Consider the following 20,372-nt stretch of genomic DNA (forward strand, 5'->3'; position numbering starts at 1 on the left):
GTAACAGTTAATGATTTTAAGACAGCAACAGAAGCTGAAGAACCTGATCCTGCAGATTATGGAGTTTGGGTACCAGGTGTTCCTGTGATTATTGGAAATGCACTTGAAGCAATTAACTGTGCAGGCTGGTTGCAGGGATTAATCCTTGATGGTATTGTAGCCGGTGTTGGTGCTGTACTTGGTTTCGTACCACAGATGCTTGTATTATTTATTTTCTTAGCTTTCCTTGAAAGCTGTGGATATATGGCAAGAGTTGCGTTTATCATGGACAGAATTTTTAGAAAGTTCGGTCTTTCAGGAAAATCATTCATTCCAATGTTAATTGGTAGTGGATGTGGTGTTCCGGGTATCATGGCATCAAGAACAATTGAAAATGACCGTGACCGTAAGATGACAATTATGACAACAACATTTGTTCCTTGTGGAGCAAAACTTCCTATTATCGCATTAATAGCAGGTGCGTTTTTTGGAAATGCAGGTTGGGTAGCAACAAGTGCATACTTTATTGGTATTGCAGCAATTATCTGCTCAGGTATTATTTTAAAGAAAACAAAAATGTTTGCAGGCGATCCGGCTCCATTCGTAATGGAACTTCCTGCATATCATTGGCCAACAGTTAGCAACGTACTTAGAAGTATGTGGGAAAGAGGATGGTCATTCATTAAGAAGGCAGGAACAATTATTCTTCTTTCAACAATCGTACTTTGGTTCTTAATGAGCTTTGGTTGGGTAGATGGAAAATTTGGAATGTTAGAAGCAGAACAGTTAAACGACAGTATTCTTGCTTCAATTGGTAGTGTAATCGCCCCTATCTTCACACCACTTGGATGGACAAAAGCAGGTGAAGGATGGAAGATGGCTGTAGCAGCTATTTCAGGTTTAATTGCAAAAGAAAATGTAGTAGCAACATTTGGTATGTTATTCGGTTTTGCAGAAGTTGCAGAAGATGGTACAGAAATCTGGGGAAATCTTGCACAGATTATGACACCAATCGCTGCTTATGGTTTCTTAGTATTTAACCTTCTTTGCGCACCATGTTTCGCAGCTATGGGTGCTATTAAGAGAGAGATGAACAACAAAAAATGGTTCTTCTTTGCAATTGGATACCAGACAATTCTTGGATATGTAGTTGCATTATGTATTTACCAGTTAGGTACATTATTTACAGCAGGAACATTTGGAGTTGGAACAGTAGTGGCAATCTTACTTGTAATCGGATTTGGATACTTATTATTCAGACCATACAAGGAAAGTACATCTTTAAAAATTGACTCTAAAAAATTAGCAAAAAACTAATTTAAACATAATAAAATATTTATACAGAGGACTTTATAGGATATGTAGGTTAATGCCAATCGTATCCTGTAAAGTCCTTTTTTGTTTTTAGCGTACTATCTTCCAATATATGGTGTAAACAAGACATTAAGGTTTTGTTTACACTAATTTTTTTGTATGTTAAGATATAATTTATAAGGAGTTTTACAATAGTTGCACAGTTATAAATAACGGATTTTAATATTTGAAAATAAAGTTATGAGGGTGTAGTGGTTAATTTTAAAATTACGAAGAGTAGGAGGATACAATGATTAATATTGCAATAGTTGAGGATGAGAAATTATACGTATCTCAATTAAAAGAATATATATCAAGATATGAGAAGGAAAGCGGAAACAGAATTAATGTAAGAGTATTTCCGGATGGAGCGGAAATAGTTGAAAATTATTCAGGAGATTTTGACATAATTCTTATGGATATTCAGATGAAATATATGGATGGAATGACGGCTGCTGAACAGATTAGAAAATTAGACAGCGAGGTAATTATAATGTTTATTACAAATATGACCCAATATGCAATAAGAGGATATGAAGTTGATGCATTAGATTACGTTGTAAAACCGGTTGAATTTTTTCCGTTTTCGCAGAAACTTGATAGAGCGATAGGAAGACTACAAAATAAAAAGAAAGTATTTGTATCAATTCCTGTAGAAGATGGTGTTTTAAAAATGGAAATTGATGATATATATTATGTTGAAAGTATGGGACATTCTCTCATATATAGAACTAAGAAAGGCGAATTTACTGCAAGAGGTACAATGAAAGATATGGAGGAAATATTATCGCCATATGGATTTTTCAGATGCAATAAAGGATATATTGTTAATCTCAAATACGTCGATGGGGTAAAAGAGGGAGTGTGCCTTATTAATGACGAGGAGTTATTAATAAGTAGAGCAAAGAAAAAGCCGTTTATGGAGGCTTTAGTTAATTATATGAGTGGGGTGACTGAATAATGGAAACAATTTATCAGGATATTCCAAGATTTTATACGGCATTAGCAGAATGGGGAGCGTGTGTAATTTATATTTGCCTTATTAAGAAGAGGTTCAATAATAAAATAACAGTTGCATTATCAACGTTATTTTTAGTTGCACAGATTGCGTTGTTAGTTCCAACGGGAGATTTGCCAACAGTATGGTGGATTCCATGTATGGTGGCTGCGGCACTTTTAATGTATTTATTCATATATACGGTAGGAAATGTGCATTCAATTACGGCGGCATATTTATGTGCGAGAGCATTTCTTATTGCTGAGTTTACAGCATCATTTCAGTGGCAGTTGGATTGTTATCTGAATGCAAGAGTTGATGTTGAGCATTTTGTATTTGCAAAGATAGTAATGCTGGTTGTTATATATACAGCAATTTTTGTATTAGTTGCATTTATGGAAAAGCCGTTAATGAATCCTGAATATTTAAATAAAATTACATATAAAGAATTTATTGCAGTTATAGCTATAGTGGCAGTAGCATTTACATTTAGTAATTTAAGTTTTATTTGGAAAAATACTCCATTTTCAAGTGGATTTAGAAGTGACATATTTAACATTAGAACATTATTTGATTTAGCAGGAATGACAATTCTTTATGCTTATCAAAGTAGAGTTTGTGAACTTATGGCTGAGTCAGAAATTGTAACAATGGATTCAATGTTAAAGAGCCAGTACAATCAATATAGAAATTATCAGGAAAGCATAGATTTAATTAATATGAAATATCATGATTTAAAGCATCAGATTGCAGGTCTTAGGGCAGAAACGGATATCGATAAAAGAACAGAGTGGCTTGATGCAATGGAAGATGATATTAGAGGATTTGAGAGTGTTACTAATACAGGAAATAAGGTATTAGATACTATTATAGCGGGAAAGATAATGCATGGACAGAAATATGATATTAAGTTTACCTGTGTTATTGATGGAAAATTACTTGAGTTTATGCATGTTACTGATATTTGTACTATATTTGGAAATGCAATTGATAATGCAATTGAAAATGTAGTAATGATTAAGGATATTGAAAAAAGAATTATACACGTGACTGTTTCTGCAAAGAATAAATTTGTACTTATTCAATTTCAGAATTATTGCGAAGTTAAACCAAATGAGGATAAAAGAGGAATTAGATTATTTGAGAGTTCAAAGGCTGACAAAAGAAATCATGGATTCGGACTTAAGAGTATTCAATATACAGTTGACAAATATGACGGAACCATGAAAGCAGGAATGAATAAAGATTGGTTTGAACTCACAATATTAATTCCTTGTAGTAACAAATAATTGTTAAATAAATGTGAAAAGTGCACATATAAGTGCACTTTTTTTGTGCAAAAAGTATATGTAAAATGCAGTTGATGAGTGATTTTCGACAGTTTATGACAGAAAACTCAAATTAAATTAGGATGTGGTAAATTATAGTTACAAGGAAACAGCGGATATCGCTCAGATGAAAAAGGAGGAAATGAGATGTTAGCTATTAACTGGGATGACGTTATAGGAGTTATTCAGAGTATTTCAACACATTTAATAGTAGGTGTAATAGCAATTATTGTCGGTATAATTGCTATCGTAGCAGTAAAAGGATTAAAGAAACCTTTAAAGCGTTTGGTTCGTGGAGAGGTTTTGGTAGCAATGGTATTGGTAATTGTTGTGTTAGCAAATTTAATTTGTACAGGACCAATGAACACATTGTTAACATCAGTAGCAGGAAAGCCGGTTAGCAAAATCGACGCAAAGACAACTGAAGAAGCTACTGATTTAGTTTCAGAAATTGTGGAAGAAGGAGCAGTTCTTTTAAAGAATGATGATAACGTTCTTCCTGTAACAAGTGGTAAGTTAAACGTATTTGGCTGGGGTTCAACAAATCCTTGCTATGGTGGTACAGGTTCAGGTGCATTAAATGATGCATATCCTACAGTTAATTTAATCAAAGGTTTAAATGACGCAGGAATCGAAACAAACAAGGAATTAACAAAATTTTACACAGATTATGAAGATAAACATCCTGAAGTAGGAATGATGAGTTGTGATTGGACATTACCTGAGCCAAATGTAAGTCTTTACACAGATGAAATGATGAACAATGCAAAAGAATTTTCAAACACAGCAATGGTAGTTATTTCACGTGTAGGTGGTGAAGGTGCTGACCTTCCAACAGATATGGCAGCAGTTGCTGACGGAACATACAAAGCAGATATTCCGATGACATATGACGATTCAGTAAATGAAGGAAAAGACTGGGACAAAGGAGATCATTTCTTACAGTTATCAAACAGAGAAGAAGAAATGCTTGATCTTGTATGTAAAAACTTTGACAACGTAATTGTTGTATACAATGGTGCAAACCCATTTGAATTAGGATTTATTAATGATTACAAACAGATTAAGGGTGCATACTGGTGTGCAGGTGCAGGTCAGTCAGGATTTGACGGATTTGGACGTATCGTATCAGGTGAAGTTAACCCATCAGGTAGATTAGTTGATACATTTGTATATGATTTGACAAAAGCTCCAACATGGAATAACATGGGAGAATTTGAATATACAAATATGAGTGATTTCAAGGTTGATGCAACAGCTTTCAGTCCTGAAACACAGCCAACTTTTGTAAATTATGTTGAAGGAATTTATGTAGGATATAAGTTCTATGAAACAGCAGCTACAGAAGGTCTTATTGATTATGATAAGACAGTTCAGTACCCATTTGGATACGGACTTAGCTACAGCACATTTGAACAAAAAATTGTAAATTCAAGCACAGAAGGTGATACTGTAACATTGACAGTTGAAGTTAAGAACACAGGATCAGTTGCTGGTAAGGATGTTGTAGAAGTATATTATAATCCTCCATATACAAATGGTGGTATTGAAAAATCAAGTGCAAACTTAGTTACATATACTAAGACAGGTTCAATTGAACCGGGTGCAACTCAAACAGTTGAGGTTTCATTTGATAAAGAAGATATGGCATCTTATGATTCAAAGACAGCTAAAGCATATGTTTTAGAACAAGGTGACTATGTGGTATCTATAAATTCAGATTCACATACAGTATTAGACAGCGTTAATGTAAATGTTCCTGAAACAATTACATATGGCGAAGATAACAAACGTGAAAGTGATGTATCAGTTGCAACAAACGAATTTGATTTCGCAGAAGGTGATGTAACATACCTTTCAAGAGCAGATAAATTTGCAAACTATGAAGAAGCAACAAAGGCTCCAACAAGTACAGAAATGTCAGATGAAGCTAAAGCAGGATTTTATAATGTATCAAATTATGATGCAAAAGCAGGTGAAAAAGATGAAGATCCTGATGCAGAATATCCAACAACAGGAAAGAATGCAGGAATTAATTTAGTTGACATGCGTGGTGTAGACTATGATGATGAAAAATGGGATACATTTATGGATCAGTTAACAATTAAGGAAATGAACAGTATGACATCTCTTGGTGGATATCAGACTGCAGCAATTAAATCAGTAGGAAAATATAGAACAAATGACTGTGATGGTCCGGCTTCTATTAATAACAACTTTACAGGACAGGGTTCTGTAGGATTCCCTGCAGCAGTAGTAATTGCAGCTACATGGAATAATGAATTAGCAAATAAATTTGGTGATTCAATCGGAACAATGGCAGATCAGATGGATACAGCAGGTTGGTATGGCCCGGCTATGAACATTCATCGTACAGCATTTGCAGGACGTAACTTTGAATACTATTCAGAAGATGGTGTATTGTCAGGAGATATCGCTACAAGCGCAATTCAGGGTGCACAGGCTCACGGAGTATATGCATATATGAAACACTTTGCATTAAATGATCAGGAAACAAATAGAACAAGTATGCTTTGCACATGGGCAAATGAACAGGCAATCCGTGAAGTTTACTTAAAGCCATTTGAAAAATCAGTTAAAGACGGTGGCTCATTAGCAGTTATGTCATCATTCAACTACATTGGAAACTGCTGGGCTGGTGGATGCTCAGAATTATTAGAAGATGTTCTCCGTGGTGAATGGGGATTCAAGGGATTTGTTGAAACTGACTACTTTGGTGTATATGGTTACATGAACGCTGACCAGGCAATTCGTAACGGTACAGACATTATGTTAGTAAACTATGCAACAGAAGCAAATGATATGAAATATACTGAAACAGCAGGAGCACAGCAGAAATTACGTCAGTCAGCAAAACGTATTCTCTATGTTGTAGCAAATAGCCGTCAGTACAGTGAACTTGGAATTGAACAGTCACAGCAGCCAAACCGTTGGGAAACAATTCTTAAAGTTGTAGATGTTTGCGCAGCAATTATCTTAATTGCCTGGGAAATCTTATTAATAGTAAACTTCAACAAGAGAAGAAAAGAAGTTGTTGTAGAACAGGCAGAATAATATAGTTGTTTAAGAATAATTATAGATTATAACTAAAGGTAATCATGCTATTTGTAGGGCATGACGACCGGAAAACTCCCTCAAATGCATCCTTACTTAAGTGATTAAAACTTAAGTAAGGATGCATCTTTTTTATGCACAATGAAAGAGTTTCAGCCTGATTAATGTCAAACTGATTTAAAGATATAATGTCCTGGGTTTAAGATAGTATTTATGCTTACAAGTAGTGAAAGTGCTCTGCTAGTCCGGCTGACAATTATGCTTATAAGTAGTGAAAGTATTCTACTAATATATCTACAACTGTGATTACAATCAGTAAAAGCATTCCTTAAAGATACCCGTATAAAAGCACCGTTTATGTCTCTAAAACGGCAGTTTATGACAAAAGAATATATTTGATATTTTAGATGATATATTAAGATTAACAAAATGAAAGAAGAATTTAGCAACAAAAAAGAAAGTTAGTACATAAATATTGCGATTAGAAAAGGAGAGTAAAATGAAACATCAGGACTTACTTAATAAAATGACTTTGGACGAAAAAGCAGCAATATTAAGCGGAATGACAGAGTGGGAAACAAGAAATATTGACAGATTAAATATACCGTCAATGTTTTGCTCTGACGGACCTCATGGGATTCGTAAGCAGGAAGGTGATGGCGATCATTTAGGATTAAATGCATCAGTTCCAGCAACATGTTTCCCAACAGCAGCAACAGTTGCAAACAGCTGGGATCCGGAATTAGGCGAAGAAATAGGAAAAGCTTTAGGCGAGGAAGCAGTAGCTTTAAATGTAAATGTAATACTTGGTCCGGGATTAAATGTAAAAAGAAATCCTTTATGTGGAAGAAATTTTGAATATTTTTCAGAAGACCCATATTTAGCAGGAAAAATGGCTGCTTCATATATTAAGGGAATTCAAAGTAAAGGTGTTGCAGCATGCCCAAAACATTATGCAGTAAATAGTCAGGAATTAAGAAGAATGGCTTCTGATTCTGTATTAGATGAAAGAACATTAAGAGAAATATATTTAACAAATTTTGAAATTGCCGTAAAAGAAGGAAATGCGAAAGCTATTATGAGTGCATATAATCAGGTAAATGAAGTATATGCAAATGAGAATAAGCATTTATTACAGGATATTTTAAGAGATGAATGGGGATTTGATGGAATAGTTATTACAGACTGGGGAGCATCAAATGACCATACAGCAGGCGTTGCAGCAGGATCTAATTTAGAGATGCCGGCACCGGGACTAGGTTCAGCAAGAGAACTTTTAAAATCAATTGAAGAAGGAAGACTTACTGAAAAAGAATTAGATGAGTGCGTAGATACATTATTAGATGCAATTTTAACATTTGCAAAAAAAGAAAAAAGCAATAGTAAGTATGATAAAGAATTGCATCATGAGATAGCAAAAAAAGCAGCAGGAAAGAGTGCTGTATTACTCAAGAACGAAGAAAATATTCTTCCATTAAAAGAAGGAACAAAGGTAGCAGTTATAGGAGATTTTGCAATTGAACCAAGATTTCAGGGAGCAGGTTCATCGGTTGTAAATGCTACAAAAATAGAAACAATAGCAAATACAATAGCACAATATAAACTTGAAAATATAGGAATAGCAAAAGGTTATGACAGAATAGGTAAGGAAAATAATCAATTGCTTGAAGAAGCGAAAGAAATAGCTTCAAAAGCAGATGTAGTTCTCTATTTCTTTGGATTAGATGAATTAAGCGAGTCAGAAGGATTAGACAGACAACATATGAAAATTCCTGCAAACCAGATTAAATTACTTGAAGAATTAAGCAAGGTAAATAAAAACATTGTAGGAGTATTAAGTGCAGGTTCAGCAATTGAAACACCTTGGGATGTTAATTGCAAAGGACTTTTGCATGGATATTTGTCAGGACAGGCAGGAGCAGGCGCATTACTTGATATTATTACAGGAAAGATAAATCCATCAGGAAAATTAAACGAAACATTACCTGTAAAATATGAAGATGTACCATCATACAATTATTTCCCATCAAAGGAACGAACATCAGAATACAGAGAAGGAATATTTGTAGGATATCGTTACTATGACACAGCTAAAGTTCCTGTAAAATATCCATTTGGATATGGACTTTCATATACAACATTTGAATATTCAGATATAAATGTTGCAGAGGACAAGGTTACATTTACAATCACAAATACAGGAAAAATGGATGGCGAAGAAATTGCCCAGATGTATGTAAGCTGTAAGTCAGATAAAATATACAGACCTAAAAAAGAATTAAAAGGATTCAAAAAAGTATTTTTGAAGGCAGGCGAATGCAAACAGGTTGAAATACCATTTGATGATAAGACATTTAGATATTTCAATGTAAAAACAAATAAGTTTGAAATTGAAACAGCAGAATATGTTATTAACATAGCTTCAAATGTAGAAGACGTAAGAATTTCAGCAGAAATTTCTATAAAAGGAACAGAGGCAGAAAATCCATATGACAAAGAAAAAATGCCATCATATTACAATGCAGATATCAAAAATGTAGATGATAAGCAGTTTGAAACTTTGCTTGGAAGAAAAATCCATGATGGAAGCTGGTCAGGTGAACTATCAATGTATGATGCATTTTGCCAGTTATATTATGCTAAAAGATGGGTTGGAAGATTAGTTTACAAAATTTTAACAAGCATAAAGAAGAAGAGTGAAGCAAAAGGAAAACCGGATTTGAACATATTGTTCATTTACAACATGCCTTTTTATGCATTAGCAAAAATGACAGGTGGAATGGTTAGTACAGAAATGGCACAGGGAATTGTAAGCATTTGGAATGGACATTTCTTTAAAGGTGTCGGAAGGGTTATTAAAGGATTCTTTGCAAATAATAAAGCAAATAAAGAATACGAGAAAAGACTTTTAGAAGAGAAATAAATATTAAGCAAAGATAGAAATTGTTAGGAACAAAATTAAAATTATTGATTAATGTGAAAACTTAAAAAGATATAAGAAGTACAAGGAGAGATAAAATGAAACAGATTTGGAGCAATTTTAAAGAAAAACATCCTGAATTAGCAAAGTGGTTATACCAGATTTTTTACTTTATAGTATTCAGCGAAGGTGTAACAATATTTCAGTATTTAATATTTACATTTATGCCAAAGATGTTAGGAGTTGGACTTGCAGGAACAGAATTTATGTGGCCACAGATTGACATGCATATATTCGGTGTGGATTTCACTTGGAGTTTACTAGGATACAATGTTGTAAAAAATGCAGCAGGTGCAGTAGTAATCGGTGGTGGATTAGGATACTTTATTAGTTATGAGGTAGGCTCATTTTTAGCACAGTGTATTAACTTCCCATTACAGAGAAACATTACTTTTAAAAGTAAAGGAAATCCATGGTATCAGGCAATGTGGTATTTCATAGCATGGGTTGTAATTTCACTTATCTGTAACGGATTTAATAATTTATGGATGCCTATAGCATCAGCATATGTATCACCTGCAATTTATAACATACTTGTAACATTTATTACAGGCGGTGTATCAATGGTAATATTCTTCTTCGTATTTAAAATTATTTTCCCTGAAGGAGAAAAGGATAAATAGATTACTTTATAGTAAATAAAATTATATAAAATTTAAAAAGCCATAAATAATAAAGAGGATGCTTTCAGAAAATAGAAGTGTCCTCTTTTGCTTGAAAAAATAATATCTTAAAAAATAAATTGAAAAAACAATAAATGAAGAATAAAATAAGGTAGAGAATTTAACAGTCAACAAACAGAAAAGAGGTAATGAAATATGTACAATTTTGAATATTACACACCGACATTTATAGAATTTGGAAAAAAATCAGAAGAAAAAGTGGCACAGCTTATAAAGGCACAGAATGGCAAAAAAGTATTGATTCATTACGGTGGACATAGTGCAAAAAAATCAGGATTAATTGATAAAATTGAAAAATTATTAACAGAAGAAAATATACCATATGTAGAATTAGGAGGAGTGGTTCCTAATCCAAGGCTTTCATTAGTTTATAAAGGAATTGAGTTAGCGAAAAAAGAGAATGTTGATTTTATTCTTGCAGTAGGTGGAGGAAGCGTTATCGACTCTGCAAAAGCAATCGGATATGGAATTGCAAATGAAGGAGATGTATGGGATTTCTATGCACAGAAACGTGTTACGGATAAGTGTGCTCCTGTAGGTGTCGTTCTTACAATTGCAGCAGCAGGAAGTGAAATGAGCAACAGCTCAGTTATTACAAATGATGAAACAGGACTAAAGCGTTCATATCATACTGAAATTTCAAGACCAAGATTTGCAATAATGAATCCTGAATTTACAATGACATTACCAGAATATCAGACGGCATGTGGATGCACAGATATAATGATGCATACAATGGAGCGTTATTTTACAGCAGGAGAAACGATGGAACTTACAGATAAAATAGCAGAATCTGTAATGCAGATAGTTCTTAAAAATGCCCCAATTCTTTTAGAACAACCGGATAATTATGAATCAAGAGCAGAAGTAATGTGGGCAGGAAGTTTGTCACATAACGGACTTACAGGATGCGGTATTAAAAACAAAGATTTTGCAACGCACATGTTAGAGCATGAATTAGGCGGAGTATATGATGTGGCACATGGAGCAGGATTAGCTGCTGTATGGGGAAGCTGGGCAAGATATGTATATAAAGAATGCCTTGGAAGATTTAAGAAATTTGCAATAAATGTAATGAATGTTGAAGAGGTAGGAAGTGATGAAGAGATTGCTTTAAAGGGAATAGAAGCAATGGAAAAATTTTATCATAGTATAGGAATGCCAACATCGATAAAAGAACTGGGATTAGAATTGTCAGATGCAGATATAGAGAAACTTGCAGACCAGTGTTGTGATGCGTGTGGTGGACATAAAGGTTCAGCAAAAGTTTTATATAGGGAAGACATTGTAAAAATATATAAAATGGCAAGATAATTCGATGCCGGGGCCAAAAGTCCTAAGCCCACATGAGTTTACGCATAAGTTGGTAACTTTTACCCTTAACATCATAATATTAGATTAAGTGAAATATGGAGAAAAAATGAGTAAAATAAAGAAAAAGCAAATGGACATGATACATGGACCAATGTTTTATAAGATATTGTTCTTTGCACTTCCATTAGCCGCAAGCAGCATTCTGCAGCAGTTATTTAATTCGGCAGATGTGGCTGTAGTTGGAAGATTTGCAGGAAGTGCAGCTTTAGCAGCTGTAGGAGGAAACAGTCCCGTAATTAATTTGCTTATAAATATGTTTGTTGGATTATCAATAGGTGCAAATGTAATAATTGCAAATTTTATAGGACAGGGAAGAGAAGACAAGGTTAAAGAAGCAGTACACACTGTTATGTCAGTGGCACTTATAAGCGGAGTATCATTGCTTGTTATAGGTATAATCATAGCAAAACCAATTCTCTTAATGATAAATACACCATCAGAAGTTATAAATCTTGCAGTACTATATTTAAGAATTTATTTTTTAGGAATGCCATTTGTCATGGTTTATAACTTTGGAGCAGCGATACTAAGAAGTACAGGTGAAACCAGAAAGCCTTTATATTGCCTTATTATTTCAGGAATTATAAATATATTACTAAATTTATTACTTGTAATAGTATTTCATTTAAGCGTTGCAGGTGTTGCCATAGCAACAGTTATAGCAGATGGAGTTAGTGCTTTTTTAGTAGTATATTTTCTATCGCATAGTGATGATGCAATAAGATTAAATATTAGAGAATTATCGTTAAATAAAGAAATAGTTGTTAAGGTAATCAAAATAGGAGCACCGGCAGGATTACAGGGAGTTGTATTCTCTTTGTCAAATGTATTTATTCAGTCAGCTATTAATGGATTTGGAACACATGCGATGGCAGGTTCTTCTGCGGGATTAAATTACGAATATTTTACATATTACATGATAAATGCTTTTAATCAGACAGCGGTTACATTTACAAGCCAGAATTATGGAGCAAAGGATCTTGAAAGATGTAAGCGGGCATTTAGAATAAGTCTTGTTACAGGTATGGCATTAACACTTGTCATGAGTTTTATTTTTGTGGGCGCAACGGACTTTTTCGCAGGTATCTATACAAATGATCCTGTAGCAATAAAATATGCGATAATAAGAATGAAACATGTAACTTTGCTGGAATGCCTTACAGGCGTATATGAAATATCAGGAGGAGCGCTCAGAGGAATGGGACATTCACTTCTTCCGGCACTACTTACTGTAATAGGTTCCTGCGGATTTAGAGTAGTATGGTTATATACAGTATTTAAGGTTGTTCCGACATTTACAATGCTTATGAATGTATATCCTGTAACATGGGTAATAACCGGGACAATGGTAATGACCTCATATTTGATTATTAGAAAAAGAATAGAAGCAGGACAATAGGTAAAGATTAGTAAAAGACTATATAAAATAAATTAAGACAAAAAATTTCGGAGGGATTAGTTTAGTCCTCCGAAAATTTTGCAATGAAATTATGAATTTTTTTATTTCTGCATATGATTGCATAAATAAAAGAAGTAAGAGGTATTATTATTAAGCAACCAATACATGATAATAATAAAGAAAAGATTTCCTGAAAAAATGAAGAAGAATTAATAATGGTATTAGTTGAATATACATAAGTACGGTAATAAATAAACAACATAAGAGATTCACCAAGGAAAACAAATGATAAAGTGTTTACTGTTGTTCCTAATATATCTTTCCCAATAACAGCTCCTTCATAAATGAGCTTTCTTTTAGAATAGTCTGGATTATGAATAAATATTTCGTGTAAAGATGAGGATATAGCCATACTTGTGTCAATAACTGCACCTAATTGGCCCCACACAAAAGCAACCATTAAAATATTTACCATTTTAAATTCAACTGCGCTTCCTAAAAAGAAAACCTCTTCTTCCTGCATTTCAATCTCATTAAATCCACCAATATGTCCTTTAATACTGAAAATATAAATAATCACGCATGAAAAAATGCAGACCATTAAAACAGAAATCAGGCTGCTAACAGTTTTAATGTTCAATCCATTCTGAAATTTTATTGTAACAAGGCAAAATACCAAAGAACTTACAATTATAATCAAATAAGGTGAAACTCCAATTAAGAGGAGAAAAATACTAATTGCCCCAATAAAAACATTGCAAACTAAAGTTATAAATGATTTTGCACCTCTTTCGCCACCTAATACAAGCATTAGAACAAACAAAATGAAAAATAATATATAAACTATTCGCATTTTCTAAATCCTTTCTTAAATAGTAAAACAGCAATAATTCCTGAAATTGGAAGAGAAATAACAATCCCTATAGAACCAATTAAAAATCTTACAATATCAAAAATATAATCAATAGTAAAAACGGATATCAGATTGTATCCATTACTCAATTTTAAAATAATAATAGGTAAAGAACTGCTTAAGTAAGCAAAAAATAATACATTAATCATTGTTCCCATTACATCATAAATAATTTCATATATTGAATTTACAAGTTTACTGTAGGAAACAGATGGACTTGTGGCAACAATTTCACTTACAGCAGTATTAATGGTAATTGCATTGTCCATAACCGCACCTAAAAGACCAAGTAATGAACTTAAAAAGAATATATCTTTTAGAGGCAGTGATGCAACTTCGTATTGTTGCATGTCGTAAGGCAAATCACCATTTGCATAAATTGTTACATAGTATAAAGCGGCAATGATTAATACAGATGCTAAAGTTGAAATAATTGCTCCTAAAGTCTTTATATGAAAACCGCTTACCAGAATAAGAGTAACAACTGTGAAAAGAATTATTTCACATATCCACACGGGAAAATTGACTGAGTCTTCTGTAATAAAATTCATACAATATATAAAAGAGCAGATATTAATAATAACTGAAATTATAGTTAAAAATCCTAAACGTCCTGAGGTAAAGATAAGTAAAAGTATAACCATTCCAATAAGTAAAAATAGAAATGAATCACGTTTTTGAGAAATATTTGTTGCAGTTAAATTATCGTTACTTTTTTTTATAGAAGCAAATAATTTATCACCCTTATTATATTTTACAGAGGTAATTTCTGATTCAGAGTATGAATTATCAAATGAAACAGTATGACCTTTGTATTTACCATTTAAAATTTTTGCCTTAATGTTTTGCACAAATGTATTTTCTGTTTTACCGGTCGGACTTGTATTAACACCCGCATTTGATGTGGAAATATCAGTAATTTTTATTATTGTCCTTTTGTAAAAAGATTCATTATTAAAAATAAATAATGTCATTATAAGAAAGCAACCGATTAAAAGACAGAATTTAAATATAAGTTTTTTATTGCTTTTTAAAAGTGCTTTAAAGTTCATAATAACTCCTGTTTTTTGTAATTATTCAGCCATGAAGATAAGAATAAATCATTGTTGATATATGAAAATTTTTTAGCACATATTCTGAATAATTATTATATTTTATTTAATCTATTCTAACAAAATAATATAGATTTTTAAAAGTAATTTGTCAAATGCAATTGTTATCTAAATTGTTAGCATAAATTTTTTATTAGTATAAATTTTATTTGTATTATTAGTGTGAAAATTTGGTGGCAAAATTTTTTTGTTGTTAATGTAAATTTTGGCAACAAAAATTTTATTCGTTTATAATATTTTAGATATGTGATAGTATATTATTGCTTAAATTAAGAAAGATAAATATACGTGAGGTAATGTATGATAGATAAATTGTTAGATATAGATGGTAATATTCTTCTTTGGATTCAGGATAATATAAGAAATGATATTTTGACTCCAATTGTTAAATTTATAACTTCACTTGGAAATGCAGGAATGATTTGGATTGCAATAACATTAATTTTGCTAATTTTTAAAAAAACAAGAAAATTAGGTGGAATATGTGCATTATCTCTTATATCATCACTTGTAATTAATAACTTTATTTTGAAAAATCTTGTGGCAAGAGTAAGACCTTATGATCAGATTTCTGCATTAAATTTGATAATTGAAAAGCAAAAAGATTGGTCATTTCCATCAGGTCATACTGGAAGTTCATTTGCATGTGCATGGGCAATATTTAGAAATGCTCCAAAGAAATTTGGGGTACCGACATTAATCCTTGCAATATTAATTGCACTTTCACGATTATATGTCGGAGTTCATTTTCCGAGTGATGTTTTAGCAGGAGTTGTCACAGGAATATTGTCAAGTTATGTAGGTCAGTTTGTATTTGAAAAAATAAGCGAAAAAATTAAAACTGATAAACAGTAGGTAATCTATATGCTTTTAAATTAAAAAGAAAGACTTTAAAAAGTATATATAAGAAAAAATATAAGTAAAAAGCAATATAAAAAATTATGCATACAAAGAACATAATAAAAGGTGTATTTGCCATTTATGTAATAGTAATCTGTTACTGATTATTTTAATGGCTAATACACCTTTTATTTGCTATTTAACCTCCAAAATAAGAGAAGTGCATATAATCTTTACGCTCGCCCCAGAATCCTCGGCTAAATCCATATTTTTCAAGAATTTTTACCAAATTACATTTCAAAGGTATTGAGTATTTATTTTTCTTTGGCTTCCAGAAAGAACCGGCAAGAATTTGTTTCCCCTGGACCATATAGTTTTCGTTTGAATTGATGTCAAAGGCAAGGCCTAAGCAATGCTCAGAAGTTGATGAATTTCCGCGCCAATTATAACAACCGATATCATGTATTGGGAATCTTTCCTTGCTTTTATAAATTTCTTTAAACATTTTATCTACAGAAGGAGCAACACCTTTATGAACATAGAGATAAAAAGTTCTCGTATATTTTTTACCATGCCTGTTTATATCCCAAACTTTAGCTTTTACTAATTTCATATTTTTCCAAGCTTGTTTGCTGTTTTTGTATTTATAAATATTTTTATTACCAAATATACGTTTATGTCTGCTTGTGTAATCTTCATCTTTGTATGTGTAGTAATCACAGTATTTTGTATATGTCTCAGGTTCAATACTTTCTAATTTTTTACCTTTTACATTTACATATCCAAATACTTTGTAATAATAAGCAACTCCATTTGTAAGTTTTTTCTGTGTATAAGAAGTGGTTGAGTTACTTTTTATTGTTTTTAATTTTTTGTAACCTGAGTCATAGGATGTTGAGTAATAAATAATATATCCGTCAGCATCATTTAAATTTTTCCAGGTAATTGTATTTGTACCAGGTTTATTAGATGCAGATTTTTTAATTTTAGTTGCATCGATTCTTACGATATCTGATAAAGCAGAAGAAATTGTACCTGAATATTTTTGGCCATTAAATAACACATAAGGGCATACTTTATAATAATAAGTTTGTCCTACAGTCAGATTACAGTCCGTATATGATAATGCTGAATTTTCATAGAAAGAATCATAATATGACAAATTATTATTTGTGGCTGAAGAATTTATATAATCACAAATTAAAGTAAAATCAGAATCCGGATTAGTGCTTCTATAGATATAATAACCTGAAGCATCTGATACAGGATACCAGTTTACTGTCATTGATTTTCCACTTGAAGCTGTAACAGATTGAAGTGCGACCTGATTAAGAGGTATGAGTATCTGATTAGAAACAACTTCATCACTACATATTTCGCCAAAATAATAGTCGTAAGTATAAGCTACGATTTTATAATAATAAGGAACACATTTTGAAATATTGTAATCAGTGTATGATGTGCTGTATCGTGACAATGTAGTTAATAATTCATAAGCCCCATTTTCTGAAGTGGCTCTGTAAATATAAAATCCATTAACATAATAGTTGTCATAGTTCCACGTAAGTGTAACAGATGAAGAGTAAGAATCAGATGAAACAGTTGCGGTAAAATCTGTAGGGGCATTAGGTTTTGTAACAGTTGTTTCTGTCTCTTTCTCGTCAAATGCAAATGCATCTACATGAAAAAATGCTCCTAGTGAAAGAGCAAATATAATAGTCATAACAAGACTAAACTTTTTCATAATAAAAATCCTCCTTTATTTACAAATTCATAGTGTGCTAATAAACATATTCTTGAAAGAATACCTGCGCTATTTGTTACTTTCCGGATTAGACATAATTATATGTATCAAACACGTCATTTTTTCTTTTTTTCTGCGCCGTTTATGGTACCTAAAAAAGTAAAACTCGCCTAAAGGCTCAAACATTACTTTTTCAGGTACACTATGCTAGCAAAAATAGAAAAAATTTCCTATCGTTTGATACATATAATTATGTCTAATCTGAGATAAAAACAAATATCTGTGGTATTAAACAAAAATTGCTTTTGTTTTGAACTGACAAAAATAAATGTTGATTCCAGACAAAATAGTAACATATATATAATATGACATGTTTCTATAAAAATCTACTTTTATTAATTAGAATATTCAGCAAAAAATTTTGAACTAAAAATTTTGATTCCCCCAATATATATAATTAAATCCACTCTAGTAAAGATAAAAAATAAACAGTATATAACAGTTGACAGAACAGTTTGTGCTGTTATATACTGTTTATATAAGGAGGGAGTTATATGAATCTTATAATTAATAATTCCTCGCAGACACCTATCTATGAACAAATTGTTGATCAGGTTAAGGAACAGATAATAAGAGGAAATCTTAAGGAAGGTAATGCACTGCCTTCGGTAAGGGCAATGGCGAAAGAACTTAGAATTAGTGCTTTAACAGTAAAGAAGGCATATGATGCATTAGAGCAGGAAGGTTATGTTGTAACAGTTCATGGAAAAGGCAGCTATATTTCTAATATTGGTAGCAATATTAAGTTAGAGGAACTTAGAAGAGAAGTGGAAAAAGATTTTGAAACTGCCATTAGAAAGGGAAAGAGAAGTGGAATGACTGATGATGAGATAAAAGAATTGTTAGAACTTATTTTGGAGGATATGTAATATGATTGAGATTAGTAATATAAAGAAAAACTATCAGAACTTTAGGCTTGAATGTTCGTTAAATATTGCGCCGGGTAGAATAACAGGAATCATTGGAGCTAATGGAGCGGGAAAGAGTACTTTGTTTAAGGCGATTCTTGGTTTAATTAATCTGGATGAAGGACAAATAAAGATTTTTGGAAAAGACAGCAGAAAGTTAGATGTACACGACAAAGAAAAATTAGGAGTTGTGCTTGCAGAGAGTGGATTTAGTGAATATTTAAAAGTTAAGGCACTGGTTCCGATATTAAAAAATATGTATCCGGATTTTGATAAAGATATGTTTTTGAATAAATGTAACAATTTTAACATTCCACTTAATAAGATGATTAAAGATTTATCTACGGGAACAAAGGCGAAATTAAAAGTAATAGTAGCTATAAGTCACAATGCTGAAATATTGATTCTTGATGAGCCAACAGCAGGATTAGATGTTATAACAAGAAATGAAGTTTTAGATATTATTAGAACATATATGGAAGAGGAAATGCGAACTGTAATCATAAGTTCTCATATATCAAGTGATTTAGAAAATTTATGTGACGATATTTACATGATTAATGATGGTAAAATAATTTTGCACGAAGATATGTATAAACTTTTAGATTTGTATGGAGTTATAAAGGCAAATGAAGAACAGTATGAAAATTTAAAATCAGATACAAATTATAAAAATATAATTCTTTGCTGCGAAAAGGAAAAATATGGATATAAATGTATAACTAACGACAGAAAATATATAGTTGATAATTATCCGGAAATAGTTATAGAAAAAGGCAATATAGATGAATTAATTATGGTTTTAGTGAAAGGTGAGAAGATATGAAAGGTTTAATAATAAAAGATTTTCAATTACTTTTTAGTAATAAAAGGATTTTGTATATAGTATTTGCTATAGCACTATTCAGTGCGATGATGGGAGATGGAATAACACTTACATATATTTCATCTTTTGTTGCAGTAATGTTACAGGTTAGTGCATTATCTACGATTTCGTATGATAATTATCAACATGGAAACACTTTTTTAATGACATTGCCGTTAAGAAGAAAAGATTATGTGATAGAAAAATATATTTTTTGCAGTATTATTGCATGTGTTGGAATAATGTTTTCATTAATTCTGGGTTTATTAGCCAGAATGAGAACAAATCATATGAAAATAGAAATAGCTGTCGGAATAGTTATTGCATTAGTATTTTTAATTTACTCCTTTATAGCAATTCCTCTGGAATTAAAGTTTGGAAATGAAGTAGGAAGGACAATACCATTTATTATAGGAGCGGTAATATTTTTAATTGCACAGATTTTAATACAGGTTAATGATAGCTTATTTGATTCAATTATGAATTGGTTAAATAAATTAGAAAATATAAGTGATATAACAGCTTTAATGATTGCGATTGCAGCATTTGTGATTGCATTAACAATAACGATTCCAATTAGTATAAAAATCATTAATAAGAAAGAATTTTAAAAAAATATAAAATCAAACGGTTGAAATTTATTTTATTAAGTGATACTATACTAAAAGATTAGATTAATAAAGGCTGTGAAGGAGAGGAGTAACTTTCGGAGAGTTTATAGAGAGAAGATGGTAGCTGGAAATCTTCAATGAACCGTTAGTG

At 31.8% G+C, this 20,372-nt stretch carries 15 protein-coding genes and 1 other annotated feature (1 of these 16 running past the window's edge); of the genes, 12 read left to right on the forward strand and 3 right to left on the reverse strand.

All coding sequences use genetic code 11. The annotated features are described in order from the left end of the window. The 8 genes from feoB to ABMA45_RS10215 all read left to right on the forward strand — a co-directional run. On the forward strand, positions 1–1,296 hold a 1,296-nt coding region (gene feoB / locus ABMA45_RS10180; RefSeq protein ID WP_348030288.1), incomplete at its 5' end, for a ferrous iron transport protein B. A gap of 286 nt (positions 1,297–1,582) precedes the next feature. Then, complete coding sequence (locus ABMA45_RS10185) at positions 1,583–2,293, forward strand: LytR/AlgR family response regulator transcription factor (protein WP_022089786.1); 711 nt, start codon at positions 1,583–1,585, stop codon at positions 2,291–2,293. After that, positions 2,293–3,618: an ATP-binding protein gene (locus ABMA45_RS10190; RefSeq protein WP_022089787.1), complete on the forward strand. Its 1,326-nt coding sequence runs from the start codon at positions 2,293–2,295 to the stop codon at positions 3,616–3,618. Before ABMA45_RS10185 ends, ABMA45_RS10190 begins: the two co-directional genes overlap by 1 nt. A 186-nt stretch (positions 3,619–3,804) precedes the next feature. After that, positions 3,805–6,732, forward strand: a complete 2,928-nt coding sequence (locus tag ABMA45_RS10195) for a beta-glucosidase (RefSeq protein ID WP_022089788.1) — start codon at positions 3,805–3,807, stop codon at positions 6,730–6,732. A 499-nt stretch (positions 6,733–7,231) separates the two neighbouring features. Next, positions 7,232–9,655, forward strand: coding sequence for a glycoside hydrolase family 3 C-terminal domain-containing protein (locus tag ABMA45_RS10200; RefSeq protein ID WP_022089789.1), 2,424 nt, complete (start codon positions 7,232–7,234; stop codon positions 9,653–9,655). Positions 9,656–9,750: 95 nt separating this feature from the next. Next, positions 9,751–10,335, forward strand: a complete 585-nt coding sequence (locus ABMA45_RS10205) for a hypothetical protein (protein WP_022089790.1) — start codon at positions 9,751–9,753, stop codon at positions 10,333–10,335. A gap of 195 nt (positions 10,336–10,530) precedes the next feature. Further along, on the forward strand, positions 10,531–11,709 hold the full coding sequence (locus ABMA45_RS10210; RefSeq protein ID WP_022089791.1) for an iron-containing alcohol dehydrogenase: 1,179 nt from the start codon (positions 10,531–10,533) through the stop codon (positions 11,707–11,709). Between the two features lie 106 nt (positions 11,710–11,815). Continuing rightward, complete coding sequence (locus ABMA45_RS10215; protein ID WP_022089792.1) at positions 11,816–13,168, forward strand: MATE family efflux transporter; 1,353 nt, start codon at positions 11,816–11,818, stop codon at positions 13,166–13,168. 61 nt (positions 13,169–13,229) lie between these two features. Here ABMA45_RS10215 and ABMA45_RS10220 read toward each other — a convergent pair whose 3' ends face one another. Together ABMA45_RS10220 and ABMA45_RS10225 are read right to left on the reverse strand one after the other, a co-directional pair. After that, positions 13,230–14,021, reverse strand: a complete 792-nt coding sequence (locus ABMA45_RS10220; protein ID WP_022089793.1) for a YibE/F family protein — start codon at positions 14,019–14,021, stop codon at positions 13,230–13,232. Then, positions 14,012–15,133, reverse strand: coding sequence for a YibE/F family protein (locus ABMA45_RS10225; RefSeq protein WP_022089794.1), 1,122 nt, complete (start codon positions 15,131–15,133; stop codon positions 14,012–14,014). The genes ABMA45_RS10220 and ABMA45_RS10225 overlap by 10 nt, the downstream gene beginning before the upstream one ends. A gap of 360 nt (positions 15,134–15,493) precedes the next feature. Here ABMA45_RS10225 and ABMA45_RS10230 point away from each other — a divergent pair, with 360 nt between their 5' ends. Continuing rightward, positions 15,494–16,048, forward strand: a complete 555-nt coding sequence (locus ABMA45_RS10230) for a phosphatase PAP2 family protein (RefSeq protein ID WP_022089795.1) — start codon at positions 15,494–15,496, stop codon at positions 16,046–16,048. Positions 16,049–16,232: 184 nt separating this feature from the next. On the opposite strand, the gene ABMA45_RS10235 is transcribed toward ABMA45_RS10230, so the two are convergent. Then, positions 16,233–17,777, reverse strand: coding sequence for a M15 family metallopeptidase (locus tag ABMA45_RS10235; protein ID WP_022089796.1), 1,545 nt, complete (start codon positions 17,775–17,777; stop codon positions 16,233–16,235). A gap of 554 nt (positions 17,778–18,331) precedes the next feature. Between ABMA45_RS10235 and ABMA45_RS10240 the strand changes: the two genes are divergently transcribed. From ABMA45_RS10240 to ABMA45_RS10250, 3 genes are read left to right on the forward strand one after another with little or no spacing between them, the layout of a single operon-like run. Next, positions 18,332–18,706 (forward strand): GntR family transcriptional regulator, encoded by a 375-nt coding sequence (locus ABMA45_RS10240; RefSeq protein WP_022089797.1) that lies wholly within the window; start codon positions 18,332–18,334, stop codon positions 18,704–18,706. A 1-nt stretch (position 18,707) separates the two neighbouring features. Further along, on the forward strand, positions 18,708–19,571 hold the full coding sequence (locus ABMA45_RS10245) for an ABC transporter ATP-binding protein (RefSeq protein WP_022089798.1): 864 nt from the start codon (positions 18,708–18,710) through the stop codon (positions 19,569–19,571). Continuing rightward, positions 19,568–20,221, forward strand: a complete 654-nt coding sequence (locus ABMA45_RS10250; protein ID WP_022089799.1) for an ABC-2 transporter permease — start codon at positions 19,568–19,570, stop codon at positions 20,219–20,221. The genes ABMA45_RS10245 and ABMA45_RS10250 overlap by 4 nt, the downstream gene beginning before the upstream one ends. Positions 20,222–20,287: 66 nt before the next feature. Next, positions 20,288–20,372: a binding site (T-box leader), on the forward strand; it runs 155 nt beyond the window's last position.

This window comes from Eubacterium sp. CAG:156 (assembly GCF_000434315.1).
In the GTDB taxonomy this organism is placed as follows: domain Bacteria; phylum Bacillota; class Clostridia; order Lachnospirales; family Lachnospiraceae; genus Eubacterium_U; species Eubacterium_U album.

Bases quoted from the DNA above. Each gene is read 5' to 3' on its own strand.
- ABMA45_RS10185 (WP_022089786.1), top strand. From the start codon at position 1,583: ATGATTAATATTGCAATAGTTGAGGATGAGAAATTATACGTATCTCAA.
- ABMA45_RS10250 (WP_022089799.1), top strand. From the start codon at position 19,568: ATGAAAGGTTTAATAATAAAAGATTTTCAATTACTTTTTAGTAATAAA.
- ABMA45_RS10220 (WP_022089793.1), bottom strand. From the start codon at position 14,021: ATGCGAATAGTTTATATATTATTTTTCATTTTGTTTGTTCTAATGCTT.
- ABMA45_RS10240 (WP_022089797.1), top strand. From the start codon at position 18,332: ATGAATCTTATAATTAATAATTCCTCGCAGACACCTATCTATGAACAA.
- ABMA45_RS10200 (WP_022089789.1), top strand. From the start codon at position 7,232: ATGAAACATCAGGACTTACTTAATAAAATGACTTTGGACGAAAAAGCA.
- ABMA45_RS10205 (WP_022089790.1), top strand. From the start codon at position 9,751: ATGAAACAGATTTGGAGCAATTTTAAAGAAAAACATCCTGAATTAGCA.
- ABMA45_RS10210 (WP_022089791.1), top strand. From the start codon at position 10,531: ATGTACAATTTTGAATATTACACACCGACATTTATAGAATTTGGAAAA.
- ABMA45_RS10235 (WP_022089796.1), bottom strand. From the start codon at position 17,777: ATGAAAAAGTTTAGTCTTGTTATGACTATTATATTTGCTCTTTCACTA.
- ABMA45_RS10225 (WP_022089794.1), bottom strand. From the start codon at position 15,133: ATGAACTTTAAAGCACTTTTAAAAAGCAATAAAAAACTTATATTTAAA.
- ABMA45_RS10245 (WP_022089798.1), top strand. From the start codon at position 18,708: ATGATTGAGATTAGTAATATAAAGAAAAACTATCAGAACTTTAGGCTT.
- ABMA45_RS10190 (WP_022089787.1), top strand. From the start codon at position 2,293: ATGGAAACAATTTATCAGGATATTCCAAGATTTTATACGGCATTAGCA.
- ABMA45_RS10230 (WP_022089795.1), top strand. From the start codon at position 15,494: ATGATAGATAAATTGTTAGATATAGATGGTAATATTCTTCTTTGGATT.
- ABMA45_RS10195 (WP_022089788.1), top strand. From the start codon at position 3,805: ATGTTAGCTATTAACTGGGATGACGTTATAGGAGTTATTCAGAGTATT.
- ABMA45_RS10215 (WP_022089792.1), top strand. From the start codon at position 11,816: ATGAGTAAAATAAAGAAAAAGCAAATGGACATGATACATGGACCAATG.